This window comes from Bradyrhizobium sp. UFLA03-84, assembly GCF_002289535.1.
In the GTDB taxonomy this organism is placed as follows: domain Bacteria; phylum Pseudomonadota; class Alphaproteobacteria; order Rhizobiales; family Xanthobacteraceae; genus Bradyrhizobium; species Bradyrhizobium viridifuturi.
Window position 1 is genome coordinate 188,549 of the sequence record NZ_NSJY01000014.1, and the last position, 12,946, is coordinate 201,494.

At 63.6% G+C, this 12,946-nt stretch carries 13 protein-coding genes; 2 read left to right on the forward strand and 11 right to left on the reverse strand.

Annotated elements, in window-relative coordinates; all coding sequences use genetic code 11:
- Nucleotides 1–13: 13 nt before the first annotated feature.
- The 8 genes from CK489_RS22555 to CK489_RS22585 all read right to left on the reverse strand — a co-directional run bounded on the left by CK489_RS22555 (nucleotide 14) and on the right by CK489_RS22585 (nucleotide 8,221).
- The gene (locus CK489_RS22555; RefSeq protein WP_095733852.1) at nucleotides 14–982 is read right to left on the reverse strand and encodes a zinc-binding dehydrogenase; all 969 of its coding nucleotides are present in this window, start codon (nucleotides 980–982) and stop codon (nucleotides 14–16) included.
- Between the two features lie 63 nt (nucleotides 983–1,045).
- Complete coding sequence (locus CK489_RS22560) at nucleotides 1,046–2,038, reverse strand: alpha/beta hydrolase family protein (protein WP_095733853.1); 993 nt, start codon at nucleotides 2,036–2,038, stop codon at nucleotides 1,046–1,048.
- Between the two features lie 96 nt (nucleotides 2,039–2,134).
- Nucleotides 2,135–3,130, reverse strand: a complete 996-nt coding sequence (locus tag CK489_RS22565; RefSeq protein ID WP_050630313.1) for an NAD(P)H-dependent flavin oxidoreductase — start codon at nucleotides 3,128–3,130, stop codon at nucleotides 2,135–2,137.
- Between the two features lie 245 nt (nucleotides 3,131–3,375).
- Entirely contained in the window at nucleotides 3,376–3,810 is a 435-nt protein-coding gene (locus CK489_RS22570) for a CBS domain-containing protein (RefSeq protein ID WP_050423996.1), read from the reverse strand.
- Nucleotides 3,811–4,105: 295 nt separating this feature from the next.
- Entirely contained in the window at nucleotides 4,106–5,425 is a 1,320-nt protein-coding gene (oxlT, locus tag CK489_RS22575) for an oxalate/formate MFS antiporter (RefSeq protein WP_050630314.1), read from the reverse strand.
- A 238-nt stretch (nucleotides 5,426–5,663) separates the two neighbouring features.
- Nucleotides 5,664–6,959, reverse strand: a complete 1,296-nt coding sequence (oxlT, locus tag CK489_RS22580) for an oxalate/formate MFS antiporter (protein WP_050630315.1) — start codon at nucleotides 6,957–6,959, stop codon at nucleotides 5,664–5,666.
- A gap of 255 nt (nucleotides 6,960–7,214) precedes the next feature.
- Nucleotides 7,215–7,358, reverse strand: coding sequence for a hypothetical protein (locus CK489_RS41805; RefSeq protein WP_167350175.1), 144 nt, complete (start codon nucleotides 7,356–7,358; stop codon nucleotides 7,215–7,217).
- Nucleotides 7,359–7,714: 356 nt separating this feature from the next.
- Nucleotides 7,715–8,221, reverse strand: coding sequence for a DUF2147 domain-containing protein (locus CK489_RS22585; protein WP_094194185.1), 507 nt, complete (start codon nucleotides 8,219–8,221; stop codon nucleotides 7,715–7,717).
- A 133-nt stretch (nucleotides 8,222–8,354) separates the two neighbouring features.
- Between CK489_RS22585 and CK489_RS22590 the strand changes: the two genes are divergently transcribed.
- Together CK489_RS22590 and CK489_RS22595 are read left to right on the forward strand one after the other, a co-directional pair.
- Nucleotides 8,355–8,912, forward strand: a complete 558-nt coding sequence (locus CK489_RS22590) for a DUF2975 domain-containing protein (RefSeq protein ID WP_158226483.1) — start codon at nucleotides 8,355–8,357, stop codon at nucleotides 8,910–8,912.
- An 11-nt stretch (nucleotides 8,913–8,923) separates the two neighbouring features.
- Entirely contained in the window at nucleotides 8,924–9,166 is a 243-nt protein-coding gene (locus CK489_RS22595) for a helix-turn-helix domain-containing protein (protein ID WP_024579626.1), read from the forward strand.
- Between the two features lie 73 nt (nucleotides 9,167–9,239).
- Here CK489_RS22595 and CK489_RS22600 read toward each other — a convergent pair whose 3' ends face one another.
- The 3 genes from CK489_RS22600 to frc form a co-directional block, all read right to left on the reverse strand.
- Complete coding sequence (locus CK489_RS22600) at nucleotides 9,240–10,217, reverse strand: hypothetical protein (RefSeq protein ID WP_128089625.1); 978 nt, start codon at nucleotides 10,215–10,217, stop codon at nucleotides 9,240–9,242.
- A 175-nt stretch (nucleotides 10,218–10,392) separates the two neighbouring features.
- Complete coding sequence (locus tag CK489_RS22605) at nucleotides 10,393–11,376, reverse strand: cysteine synthase A (RefSeq protein ID WP_095733855.1); 984 nt, start codon at nucleotides 11,374–11,376, stop codon at nucleotides 10,393–10,395.
- A gap of 243 nt (nucleotides 11,377–11,619) precedes the next feature.
- On the reverse strand, nucleotides 11,620–12,897 hold the full coding sequence (gene frc, locus CK489_RS22610) for a formyl-CoA transferase (protein WP_050630319.1): 1,278 nt from the start codon (nucleotides 12,895–12,897) through the stop codon (nucleotides 11,620–11,622).
- Between the last annotated feature and the right edge of the window lie 49 nt (nucleotides 12,898–12,946).

A 12,946-nucleotide genomic window follows, 5' to 3' on the forward strand; every position in this document is an offset into this window, starting at 1 on the left:
AAGCCGCTCCCCGCTACAGCGTCACCACGATCTTGCCGAGGTGCTTGTTGGCTTCCATGTGCTCGAAGGCCTTGCCGATGTCGGCGAATTTGTAGACTTGGTCGATCGGCAGCTGCAGCTTGCGCGCCTCGACGGCGGGCCAGATGTCCTTGCGCACCTCCTCGAAGATCTCTCTGACCTCCTCGATCGAACGGGTGCGGAAGGTGACGCCGATATACTGGATGCGGCGCGCCGCGTGCAGGTCGAAGTTGAAGTCGCCATGGGTGCCGCCGAGCCGGCCGACATTGACGATGCGGCCCTTGACCTTGGTTGCCTTTAGGTTCTGGTTCGCGACCGGGCCGGAGATCTGGTCGACGATCAGATCGACGCCTTCGCCTGATGTCGCCTGCAACACCTGATCGACCCAGGCGGGATCCCTGGAGTCCACCGCAAGATCAGCGCCGAACTCCTTGAGCCGGCCGCGGCGCATCGAATCCGTCGACGAGCCTACGACGAGCTTGGCGCCCTTCAGCTTTGCGATCTGCATCGCCATCAGGCCGACGCCGGAGCTCGCGCCCTGGATCATGACGGTCTGGCCGGGCTGCAATGCGCCATTGGTGACGACGGCATTGTGCATGGTGGCGAGCGCGACGGGGAGGGTGGCGGCCTCCTCGAAATTCATGTTCGACGGTGAACGGAACAGCCTGCCGTGATCGGCGAGCGTGTACTCGGCGAACGCCGCGCCGCCGGAGCCCATGATCCTGTCGCCGACCTTGACGCCCTTGGCATCGGGGCCGAGCTCTGCAACCTCGCCGGCCCATTCCATGCCGAGCACGGTGCCGACGCCGCCGGCCGCGCCATGGGCGTGGCCCTTGGTCATGCCGAGATCGGCGCGGTTCAGCCCGCAGGCATGAACCTTGACCAGCACCTGCGTGCCCTTCGGGACGGGCTTGGCGACATCAGTGATCTCAGGGCCGTTGGCTCCGTACACGTAAGCTTTCATGGGTTCTCTCCAGCTGTTGGCCGAGGCGTGTCGCAACGCACGTCGCGCACTTGGGGATTGAAGTCAGGGTTGATGGACGTCCAGTTGCTTGCGGAAGAAGGCCAGGATGTCAGCGTTCAATTCCTTATGGAACGCAACGCGGTCGAAGCCCGGCCGGTCCGTGCAGACATTCGGCAGTTTGGCCGCCAGGGTTGCAGAGCAGGGCGCCAGGAACACGAAATGCCCGGCATTGGGGACCACGTGATAATCCGTTTTGATCGGCAGCACCTGGTTGATTGCCGTGACATAGCCGGGATTGATCTCGGTGATCCTGTCCTCGCCGCTGAGCTCGGAGGCCCATAGCTGGGTCGGGATCGTCACGTCCTTCAATGCGTCGCGATCGAACAGCGGACCGAACGCCGGATCGGCGATCACCATTGCCTTCACGCGCGGGTCATGCACGACAGCCTGCGCGGGAAGCTCGTTGCGTTGCAATTCTTCACAGCTCGGCTTGCGGTAGGGCACATCGCAGAAGGCCGTCGCCTTGCGGATATCCGGATTGGCGCCGGCGACGACGAGGCCGGTGTAGCCGCCGCGCGAAAAGCCGAAGAAGCCGATCTTGCCGGGATCGAGTTTGGTGCGGTCCGGCCATGCGTCGATCATGTAGTCGATCGCCCGCTTGATGTCGGCGGAGCGCTCGACCAGCACGGCGAGTGTATCGGCCCGGCTCATGTCGCCTGCGCCGGTGTCGACGGGATGATTGACCGCGACCACGACGAAGCCGGCATCGGCGAGCGTCTCGGCGGTGTCGTGATGGCCGGTGAAGCTGCCGCGGAAGCCGTGCGAAATCAGGACCAGCGGCAGCTTGTCACCGACCACGGGGCAATCCGCAGTTCCGGGCAAGGTCGACGTCTTGAGCTGGAACTCGCCTGCGGGCGCGGCGCAGGGTGACCACACCGCGATCTGCATCGGCGGGCCGCCGTCGGACTGCACCTTGATGAGCCGCAGGCCGGCCGCGTCTGCACACGCGGTCGACAGACAGAGCGCGGCCGCAACGGCCGTCTTGAACAAACGCATGCAAACCCCCGCTGGAGCGGTTTCGGTTCCGATTGAATCAGAACCGAAGCTCTAGCTTCTATTTTGACGCGCTGTCTTTACACGAACCGGTGTCCGCTATTCGGCAGCCTGGCGCTTGGCCCCGGACATCATGGCCTCCAGCCGTTCGCGGATGATCGCCTCCGCCTCGTGCACGATGCGGGATATCAGCTCGGCGCAGGTCGGGATGTCGTGGATCAGGCCCTGCACCTGGCCGGCCGACCAGATGCCCTCGTCGGCATCGCCTGTCGCGTAGACCATCTTGCCGCGGGCGCCGGCGACCAGCTCGCGGACGTCCTCGAACTTGGCGCCTTCCTTCTCCATCGCAACGACCTTGGTCGAGATCGCGTTCTTGGCGACGCGCGAGGTGTTGCGCATGGTGCGGAAGATCAACTCGGTCTCGCGCTCGTCATTGGCGACGATGCGTTCCTTCACGAGCTGATGGATCGGGCTTTCCTTGGTGCACATGAAACGCGTGCCCATGTTGATGCCTTCCGCGCCGAGCGCAAGCGCTGCGACGAGGCCGCGGGCATCGCCGAAGCCGCCGGAGGCGATCATCGGGATCTTCACCTTGTCGGCGGCGGCCGGGATCAGGATCAGGCCGGGCGTGTCGTCCTCGCCGGGATGTCCGGCGCATTCGAAGCCGTCGATCGAGATCGCGTCGGCGCCCATCCGCTCGGCGGACAGCGCGTGGCGGACGCTGGTGCATTTGTGCAGCACCTTGACGCCGTGCTTCTTGAACTCGTCGACATGCTCCTGCGGCTTGTTGCCGGCGGTCTCGACGATCTTGATGCCGCTTTCGATGATGGCCTGGCGATATTCGGCGTAAGGCGGCGGCTTGATCGCGGGCAGGATCGTCAGGTTCACGCCGAACGGCTTGTCGGTCAGCTCGCGGCAGCGCGCGATCTCCTTGCGCAGATCGTCCGGCGTCGGCTGCGTCAGCGCGGTGATCATGCCGAGCGCGCCGGCGTTGGCGACGGCGGCAACCAGCTCCGCGCGGCCAACCCATTGCATGCCGCCCTGCACGATCGGGTGGTCGACGCCGAACATCTCGGTGAAGCGTGTCTTGATCATTCTGCCCTCGTTTCCATCGGAATTTTCCGCGACGCGGACGGCCACGCACGGTGTTGTTTTTGGATGTCGAGGGAAGGATGCAGTCCTGTCCGGCAAATGTCTACCGGTGACCTGCGGCGCGCCCATGCGGAAATGTCGGGGCGCGGCGGTCAGGCGAGGGGCGGGCAGAAGTCTTTCTTCATCTGCTCAGGCGCTGGTGATCGCACGCAGCGCCTGGCCGAGAGCAATGACAGCCGGAATGTTCGTTACGCCGGCACGGCGTCCTTCTTCGACGCGGCGGTTTCCTCGTCGAACGCGGCCGCGATGTCGCGCATGCTGACGACGCCGATCAGGCTGTAATTGTCGATGACCGGCACGTGGCGAATGTGGTGCTTGGTCATCAGATGACGGATGTGCTCGAGCGTGTCGCTCGAGGTGCATGACACGAGCTGCTGCACCGAGACCAGTTGCGAGACCTTCATGCTGGCGCCGGCGGCGCCGTGCTCGGCGATCGCGCGCACCACGTCGCGCTCGGTGAACATGCCGACGGCGGTGTTGCCCTCGGTGCGAACGACATCCTTGACCACGAGCGCGCTGATATTGCTGGCGCGCATCAGTTGCGCGGCGATCGCCACCGTCTCGTTCATGCGAACCGTAGCGACGCGAGGGGTCTTCTTGCGCAGGATATCTCCGACTTGCATGGCAACCTCCTTGGTTATTGTTGGTATGATTCTGGTATACAAAATACCAATTGTCAACGCCGCCGCCTGGGAAATCTACCACCAAGAAATCGCCGAAATAGGCAGAACCGCTGACGTTTCAGATGATTGTGACCGGGTTGAACGGGCAGGCCAATCACGGCTTCCGGCGCTTCTGGTATCTGGCATCCCTAATCAGCCCAAACGAAAGAGGCGCACCGAAGTGCGCCTCCATCAAGTTCAACCGGACGTCCTGAAATTTGGCAATCAAATCAGGCCGACATCTGAGGCCGTGTTGTTACGCCGTCTTGGCGTTGGTTGCGGTCTCGGCTGCGGCCGCGGCCGCTTCGTTGCCGTTGATGAACGCACGGCGCAGCGGCTTGATCACGAACAGCGCCATCAGCGCCGCGGTGGCGTTGAGCGCGACCGCGATCACGAACACCGCCTGCCAGCCATAGCTCGCCGCAACGATGCTGGCGGCCGGCACCAGGAGCGCTGCCGTGCCTTTCGCGGTGTAGAGCATGCCGTTGTTGGTGGTCGCGAATTTGGAGCCGAAGGTGTCGCCGCAGGTCGCCGGGAACAGCGAGTAGATCTCGCCGAACACGCCGAAATAGACTGCGGTGGCCAGCACGAACACCAGCGGGTTGTGGCCCCAGGTCGACAGCGTCAGCAGCATCAGCGCGCCGGTGCCGAACGCGATGAACATGGTGTGCTCACGGCCGATATTGTCGGAGACCCAGCCGAAGAACGGCCGTCCGAAACCGTCGAAGATGCGGTCGAGCGAGATCGCGAAGGTCAGCGCGGCCATCTGGAAGCCGGCGAGTGAAACCGGCGTCGTGGCGATCTTGTAGTCGTGCGCGATCGGTGCGATCTGCGCCGCCGCCATCAGGCCGCCGGAGGCGACCATCACGAACACCAGATACATCACCCAGAAGATCGGGCTGCGCAGCACCTGCGGCGGCGTGAAGTCGATCTTGGTCTGCGGCAGGTTGAGCTGCTTCTTCTTCGGCGGAATTGAGACCGCGGGCTTCTGGATGAAGAAGGCGAGCAGGAACACGATCACGCCTTGCCCGATGCCGAAATCGAAGAACGCGGTCTGATAGCCGCTCGAGGCGATCATGTTGGCGATCGGCACTACTGTCAGCGCTGCGCCCGCGCCGAAGCCCGCCGCCGTTGCGCCGGCGGCGAGGCCGCGGCGATCGGGAAACCATTTCAGCGCATTGCCGACGCAGGTGCCGTAGACCGAGCCGGCGCCGATGCCGCCGACGACTGCCGCGGCATAGAGCACGGTGAGTGAATCCGCGTATGAGTTCAGCACCCAGGCGAGCGCGATCATCACGCCGCCGAACATGATGACGATCCGTGGGCCGTATTTGTCGACGAACCAGGCTTCGACCGGCACCAGCCAGGTCTCGGTCACCACGAAGATCGTGAAGGCGAACTGGATGGCCGCGCGGCCCCAGTGATGGGCGCCGTCGATCGGATCGACGAACAGCGTCCAGCCATATTGCAGGTTGGCGATCATCGCCATGCAGACGATGCCCATGATGAGCTGCAGCCAGCGGAAGCCACTGAACGAAGGTTGAGCTTGTGTCGCGGCAGTATTGCTGGAAACCATCAAATCCTCCCGAGCGCGCCTGGTCTTCTTGTGACCCAGTGTCGCAATTATTGTGGCGTATCGTCGCAAACGCTTGCCGGGAGGTTGGTATACTATATTCCAGAATGCAAGCGTATCTTGCTGCTGCACCGCAGCAAAACTGGCATACTTTGGACTGATCCGGGGTGGCGATCGGCGCCGCAAAATGAAAAACGCCCGGCGTCGGCCGGGCGTTTCGTCAGCAGAAGTGGCGCGTTGCCTAAGCCATCGCCGTCGATTTCGCGACTACGATTTTCCGCCATGGCTTGAGCACGGCAATCGCCAGCAGCGAGGCGAGGATGTTGGCGCCGGCCGCGATGATGAACACGTTGTCCCAATTGCCCGACGATTGCTGCATGTAGTTGGCGATCGGCACGAGGAGCGCCGCAGTGCCCTTCGCGGTGTAGAGCAGGCCCGCATTCGTGGTTGCGAACTTGGCGCCGAACGTGTCGGTGCAGGTCGAGGGGAACAGCGAGTAGATCTCGCCCCAGGCGAAGAATACGAAGCCCGAGAGCAGCACGAACCACATCGGATCGTGGCCCCAGAGGTAGAGCATCCAGATGCCGAAGCCTTCCATGCCGAAGGCGATGAACATCGTGTTCTCGCGGCCGATCATGTCGGAGATCCAGCCGAAGAACGGACGCGTCAGGCCGTTGAGGACGCGGTCGATGGTTGCCGCGAAGGTCACGGCCGTCATCGTCACCGCCATCAGCGTCACCGGCACGCTGTCGACCTTCCAGTCGACCGCGATCGGCTTCAGGTTCGCCGTCACCATCAAGCCGCCGGCGCCGACGATCACGAACATGAAGTACATCAGCCAGAAGATTGGCTGCCGCAGCACTTCGGTCGGCTGATAGTTGCGCCGGGTCTGGATGATGTTGGCATTCTGCACGACGGCCGGCACCTGTCCGGCCTTCGGTGCGAGCAGGAAGAAGGCGAGCAGCACGATGATGATGCCCTGGCCGAGGCCGAAATAGAGGAAGGTGGTCTGGAAGCCGGAGTCCTTGATCATCGCCTGGATCGGCGCGACCGTGAGCGCTGAGCCTGCACCGAAGCCTGCTGCGGTGATGCCCGCCGCAAGCCCGCGCTTGTCGGGAAACCATTTCAGCGCGTTGCCGACGCAGGTGCCGTAAACGCCGCCGGCGCCGATGCCGGCGATGATCATGCCGAGATAGTAGCCGTTCAGCGAAGTCGCCTGCGCGTTGATCGCCCAGCCGATCGCGCAGAGGATGCCGCCGATCAGCACGACGAGGCGCGGACCGTATTTGTCGACGAACCAGCCTTCGACCGGCACCAGCCAGGTCTCGAACAGCACGAAGAGCGTAAAGGCCCACTGGATCGATGCGCGATCCCATCCAAACGTCTTCTGGATGTCGGGCACGAAGAACGTCCACCCGTATTGATAGTTTGCGATCATCACCATTGCGGCGACGCCGATCGCAAGTTGCGTCCAGCGATAGGTGTCGCTGACGCGCGCGGCCGCGGGGGCCGCAGTTGCCTGAACCATGTCCGACATTCATCCTCCCAGTGCGCGCTTTGTCATTCTGCTTGTGGCGCGGCGTGATCATCTTGGTATTCGATATGCCAAGGTTCAAGCTGTCGCAGGGGCAGCGTGCGCATATGCCGCAGAAGACTCAACGACCGCGCGAACACTAGTTCAGCGCGCAAAAAAATGGCCCCGGAAAGCGGGGCCATTGGTCGAAGGTTCAATGTCAGGTCGCGTCTTGCAGCGAAGCACGCGCGGCGAAGAGCGCCGAGGAATCGCTATGCGTCAGAGGCCGAAGCGCGGCAGGTCGCCGTTGCGGTTGGAGATCTCCGCGCTCTTCATCAGCAGGCGGTCGATCGAAGCCAGCAGGCGGCCGAACAGGGTGGAGGAGGGCGCGAGCGCGATGGCCGTAGCAGTCGTCTTGGACATTGGTGTCCCCTTTCACTGGAGGCCAGCAATGGGCCGGCATCATCTGCAGCCAAACTATGTATACCAGATGCCAGATACAACGAGCTTGTTTGCATAGCAGCATTCGCCGCTGTGCATTGCAGCAAAGTTGGCCCCTTGGCATCCCAGATCCGAGGGAAAGCGGCGTGAAACCAGAGCCTTGGATCAGGCGTTCCCGGCGGCCGGGTTATCGGCCGCGGGCGCTTCGAGGCCGGGCCGTGGCCAGGCCCAGACAATCGAAACTGCGGCTGTCATAAAAAAGGCCGCCCCGATGGGCGGCCTTGAGTTGATGGGTTTGCTTTTCTTCTTGGCCGATGAAGGGTCGGGGCCAGATCCCTTCACCGCGTCCAGTCTTCGCCCGCGCACAGTGTTCCCATGCAGCCGCGTACGTTTAGCGTGCCCGACGACACCAGCGTCACCGAGCTCTCGTAAGTCTTGCCGTCGTCGGCGTTGTAGATCCGGCCGGCCCATTTGTTCGGGCCTGCGGGCTGCATGTTGATGAACAGCGAGATGCCCATCACCGGCCGGGTGCGCTGCGCGGGATCGGCATTCTTGTCGTCGAGCTGGGGCTTGCCGGTGGCCTTGTCGGTCGGTTCCTTCAGCCAGACGACGCGGCCGCACAGCGCGGCGCCGCAGCGGTGGACCTTGATCCTGGCGTCGCCGGACTGGGTCAGCCAGACGCCGGCCGGATCGCTCGCTCTGTCGGTGGCTTTCGCGGCGTCGGCGGTGCCGCCGAGCAGCGGGATGTGGAACGCCGCCACGATCAGGCGGCGGGTCAGGTGAGCGTGGATCAACTGCTTCACGGCCTTGAGCTGGCCGTCATTATCGGGGGCTAATGTCATCATCCACCTTCTTCATGAAAAATTTCATTATAAACATGAAATAAATCACGTTTTAGGTTGAGTCAACAACATTACCAAGGCATGATGGATCACAGCCGTGATGGCCTGTTTGACAAAAATTTTTCGGGTGGGTGCGATGGGGAAATCGGTTCGCGAGCAGCGCCAGCTTTGGTTTCGAAGGCTCGACCGGGCGTTCTGGGTGATCTGGGCTGCGCTGCCGGTGGTGCTGTGGCTGGCCTATTACCGCACCACCACGGCCTCGGCCACGATCGCCGAAAGCCTCACCGGCGAGCAGGCCAAATGCGCCGCCATCGTCGCCAACCCGCTCACCATGTCGGCCAAGGGCCAGGTGCTGTTCTGGTCGCTGTTTGCGCTTGGGGTATCGTTTTACGCCGTGTTGATCGGCATCCTTCATCGCATGGTCAATCGATTCGCCAACGGGCGGATCTTCGTGTCCGAAACGCTGCAAGGTGTCTGGTGGATGGGGATCTTCCTGGTGGTCTGGCCGTTTGTGGAAACGATTACGACCGTTGCGGTGAGCTATGCCCTGTATCAACTCGGCGACGTCAAATTCTTCCTGCCGAGCTACGGCGTCGACGTCAGCACCGTCGCCGGCGGCGTGTTCCTGATGGCGCTGAAATTCGTGCTCGAGCACGCCATCCTGCTGCAGTCCGAAAACGACCTGACGATCTGAGGGCGATGCCGGTGCCGATCGTGGTGAACCTCGATGTCATGCTCGCAAAGCGCAAGCGCCGCCTCGGAGACCTTGCGGACGCGATCGGCATCTCGATTCAGAACCTGTCGATCCTGAAGACCGGCAAGGCCAAGGCGATGCGCTTCTCGACGCTGTCGGCAATCTGCCGCGAGCTGGATTGCCGGCCGGGGGATATTTTGGAGTATGTGCCTGGCGACGAAGGCGGCGATGCTGAGAGCGGCGAGGGTGGTTGATGCCGCGCATTCATGCGTGTGCCATGGATCGATCACCCACGCGGTGCTTCTGGTCTTCGGCGACAAATGGAATTCAATAGAGGCGCATCGGAAGGGCGACGCCGTTAGGACCGGCGAGCAAGCCCCAGGTCTCGTCGGCAGCAACCGCGAATTCCGAGGTCTGCGCCGCGCCGCCCGCGATCCGGACGGCAACCTTGTAGATGCCCGGCGGCAGATTGATTTCCGCACCGTCCGGCGATTTGCGTCCGGTTGCGGGGGTGTCAGTCAGATGACGCCCGGCGCGCGCCTCCAGCTTGATTGTCTGCTCGTTGATGGTGATGACGGCCGCTTCGTCCGTGGCATTGCCGAACAGGAGCCGCACTTGCCCCTGCGTTGGCTGGAATTCGGCATCGGCTGCGGCAGATTTGCGCAGCGAGAGTTCGGCGACCGTTCTGTCGCCCTGGCGAACAAGCCGGAGGAGCGCGGGACCGCTCGATGTCGTGAACGCGACCACGGCCCTGTCGGGCTCGACGCCTGAAACACCGTTCTCGGTCCAGCCGCGCTTGCCGAGTGCGCCACGATAGAAGCTGAGCACGGCCGCAAGGCCAAGCGGCGTCTCGACGCGAACCGCCTCGTTCAAGGGTGACTTCCTCGCCGTCGTCAGCAGCCATGGCTTGGGCCTGGGCAGGCCGGTTGCGAGATCGTCGCTCGCGGCCTCGACCGATGTCTCGGCCGCAGGGACGGGACAAAGCAAGCGCCTGCCGATGCTGCTCCCGGGACAATGGGCGATCGCCCAGGACGTGACGTCGACGGATGTCGGCTGCGGCGCAGGACGCGGGCCCGACGTAGCGTTTTGCGAGCTCGATGCGGTGGCGAATATCGGATCCGATTGGCTGGTGGTTCTCGACGACCATCCGAGGTTGCAACTGACCAGCGGCGAAAAGCCAGTCGTGCAATATTCATGAGGATCCACCGCCCGCGCCAGCGCCGCCGTCAGCGCGGCGACCGTCGCCGCCGCCGTCACGACGGCCAGGCACCCGATGACCAAAACCACTTTCGTTCGACGCTTCATCGCCGGATCCAATGTGCACGAGGTCTCGACGAGAGCCCGGAGGGCAGGTGCTCGTCTTGAGCTTAGTGGCATTGGCCCTGCAAGACGTTCATCGCCAGGTCGTGGTTTGTTTGTCGAGTTGAGTGAGGTCTTGGTCCGCCACCTGCTTCTCAGCGGGGCGAGGGCGGCCGCCGGCTCAACTCATCCAGCGCGGCAGCGGCAGGTTTTTCTTGCGCAGGAAAGCCGGATTGAACAGCTTGGACTGGTAGCGCTGGCCGCCGTCGGCGAGGATCGTGACGATGGTCTTGCCGGGACCGAGGTCGCGTGCAAGCCGCATCGCTCCCACGATGTTGATCGCGCTCGAGCCGCCCAGCACCAGCCCCTCATGTTCGATCAGGTCGAACAGGACGGGGAGCGCCTCCTCATCCGCGATCTGGTAGGCCATGTCGATCGGCGCGCCTTCAAGGTTCTTCGTCACGCGGACCTGGCCGATGCCCTCGGTGATCGAGTCGCCTTCCGTCGTCAGCTTGCCCTTGGTGAACCAGTTGTAGAGCGCGGCGCCCATCGGATCGCTGAGCGCGATCTTCACGCCCGGATTGCGGTCCTTGAGGGCGCGGGCAACGCCCCCCAAGGTGCCGCCGCTGCCGACGGCGCAGGTGAAGCCGTCGACCTTGCCGTCGGTCTGCTGCCAGATCTCGCGGCCGGTCGTGCGATAGTGGCCTTCGCTGTTGGCGACATTGTCGAACTGGTTCGCCCAAAACGCGCCCAGCTCCGCGGCGAGGCGCGCGGAGTAGCGCGCATAGTGGCTCGGATCGGAGTAGGGCACGGCGGGTATCAGGCGCAGATCGGTGCCGTAGAGCCGCAGCAGGTCCTGCTTCTCCTGGCTTTGCGTGTCGGGCATCACGATCACGGAACGATAGCCGCGCGCATTGGCCACGAGCGCGATGCCGATGCCGACATTGCCGGCGGTGCCTTCGACGATGGTGCCGCCCGGCTCGAGCAGGCCGCGCTGTTCGGCGTCGTCGATGATCGCGAGCGCCGCGCGATCCTTGATCGAGCCGCCCGGATTGAGGAACTCGGCCTTGCCGTAGATGTCGCAACCGGTGGCGTCCGACGGTCCGCGCAGCCTGATCAGGGGCGTATTACCGATCGCATCCAACAGACCCGCGCGAATAGTCATGGTGCCCCACCCCTCGTTTGCCCGGCTATCTTACGCCGCGCTGCTCAGCATGTTGGTGCTGTTCTCGACGGGAGTTGGGAAGCATCTCTATCGTCCGCGCGTCGATAGCGGTGATTTCGTTCTTTCGAACGGTCGAGAGGCAACAGCTGAATCTGTGCACAGCGCGCCGCAGTGCTTCCTTCAAGCAAACAAAAATGGCCGCGGTTGTCCGCGGCCATTTGTCGTGGTGCTTGAACGTGCAGCTTACTCGGCAGCCTGCTTGCGCGGCGGATCGAGTGCGCCGGAATCGTGGATCTCGGCGACCTGGTGGTCGGAGAAGCCGAGCACCTCGCGCAGGATCTCGTCGGTGTGCTCGCCGAGCAGCGGCGAGCGGGCGACTTCGCTCGGCGAATCCGACAGCTTGATCGGGTTGCCGACCGAGATGTACTTGCCGCGGGTAGGGTGATCGACCTCGACCACGGTGCCGGTCGCGCGCAGCGACTGGTCTTCCGCGATCTCCTTCATCGACAGGATCGGGCCGCAGGGGATGTCGTCCTTGTTGAGGATTTCCATCGCCTCGAACTTGGTCTTGGTCATCGTCCACTGCTCGATGCGGGCGAAGATCTCGTTGAGGCGCGGCAGGCGGGCCGGCGGCTTGGCGTAGTTCGGATCGGTCTTCCAGGTCGGCTCGCCGATCACGTCGCAGATCTTCTCCCAGACCGGGGCCTGGGTGATGAAGTAGATGTAGGCGTTCGGGTCGGTCTCCCACCCCTTGCACTTCAGGATGCGGCCGGGCTGGCCGCCGCCGGAATCATTGCCGGCGCGCGGCACGGCATCGCCGAACGGAATGCCTTCGCCGAACTGGCTGTATTCCTTCAGCGGACCATGGGCGAGGCGCTGCTGGTCGCGCAGCTTGACGCGGGCGAGGTTGAGCACGCCGTCCTGCATCGCCGCGGTGACGCGCTGGCCCTGGCCGGAATGGGTGCGCTGATAGAGCGCGGTGACGATGCCGAGCGCGAGGTGGAGGCCGGTGCCGCTGTCGCCGATCTGCGCGCCGGTGACCAGCGGCAGGCCGTCGCGGAAGCCGGTGGTCGAGGCGGCGCCGCCGGTGCACTGCGCGACGTTCTCGTAGACCTTGCAGTCCTCATACGGGCCGGGACCGAAGCCCTTGATCGAGGCGACGATCATCTTCGGGTTGATGGCGTGGATCTTCTCCCAGGGGAAGCCCATGCGATCGAGCACGCCGGGGCCGAAATTCTCGACCAGCACGTCGCACTGCTTGATCAGCGCGGTCAGCACTTCCTTGCCCTTCGGGTTCTTGGTGTCGAGCGTGATCGAGCGCTTGTTGTGATTCAGCATGGTGAAATACAGGCTGTCCACGTTCGGGATGTCCTGCAGCTGGCCACGCGTGATGTCGCCAACGCCGGGGCGCTCGACCTTGATCACGTCGGCGCCGAACCAGGCCAGCAATTGCGTGCAGGTCGGACCCGACTGAACGTGGGTGAAATCGAGAATGCGAACGCCCTTGAGCGCTTTGGTCATAATAATTGCTCCGTACTCTGGTCTGCCCCTGCACCCGCAGGGAGTGATG

Excerpts from the sequence above, each read along its gene's own strand:
- CK489_RS22555 (WP_095733852.1), bottom strand. The coding sequence starts at position 982 with ATGAAAGCTTACGTGTACGGAGCCAACGGCCCTGAGATCACTGATGTC.
- CK489_RS22560 (WP_095733853.1), bottom strand. The coding sequence starts at position 2,038 with ATGCGTTTGTTCAAGACGGCCGTTGCGGCCGCGCTCTGTCTGTCGACC.
- CK489_RS22565 (WP_050630313.1), bottom strand. The coding sequence starts at position 3,130 with ATGATCAAGACACGCTTCACCGAGATGTTCGGCGTCGACCACCCGATC.
- CK489_RS22570 (WP_050423996.1), bottom strand. The coding sequence starts at position 3,810 with ATGCAAGTCGGAGATATCCTGCGCAAGAAGACCCCTCGCGTCGCTACG.
- oxlT (WP_050630314.1), bottom strand. The coding sequence starts at position 5,425 with ATGGTTTCCAGCAATACTGCCGCGACACAAGCTCAACCTTCGTTCAGT.
- oxlT (WP_050630315.1), bottom strand. The coding sequence starts at position 6,959 with ATGTCGGACATGGTTCAGGCAACTGCGGCCCCCGCGGCCGCGCGCGTC.
- CK489_RS41805 (WP_167350175.1), bottom strand. The coding sequence starts at position 7,358 with ATGTCCAAGACGACTGCTACGGCCATCGCGCTCGCGCCCTCCTCCACC.
- CK489_RS22585 (WP_094194185.1), bottom strand. The coding sequence starts at position 8,221 with ATGATGACATTAGCCCCCGATAATGACGGCCAGCTCAAGGCCGTGAAG.
- CK489_RS22590 (WP_158226483.1), top strand. The coding sequence starts at position 8,355 with ATGGGGAAATCGGTTCGCGAGCAGCGCCAGCTTTGGTTTCGAAGGCTC.
- CK489_RS22600 (WP_128089625.1), bottom strand. The coding sequence starts at position 10,217 with ATGAAGCGTCGAACGAAAGTGGTTTTGGTCATCGGGTGCCTGGCCGTC.
- CK489_RS22605 (WP_095733855.1), bottom strand. The coding sequence starts at position 11,376 with ATGACTATTCGCGCGGGTCTGTTGGATGCGATCGGTAATACGCCCCTG.
- frc (WP_050630319.1), bottom strand. The coding sequence starts at position 12,897 with ATGACCAAAGCGCTCAAGGGCGTTCGCATTCTCGATTTCACCCACGTT.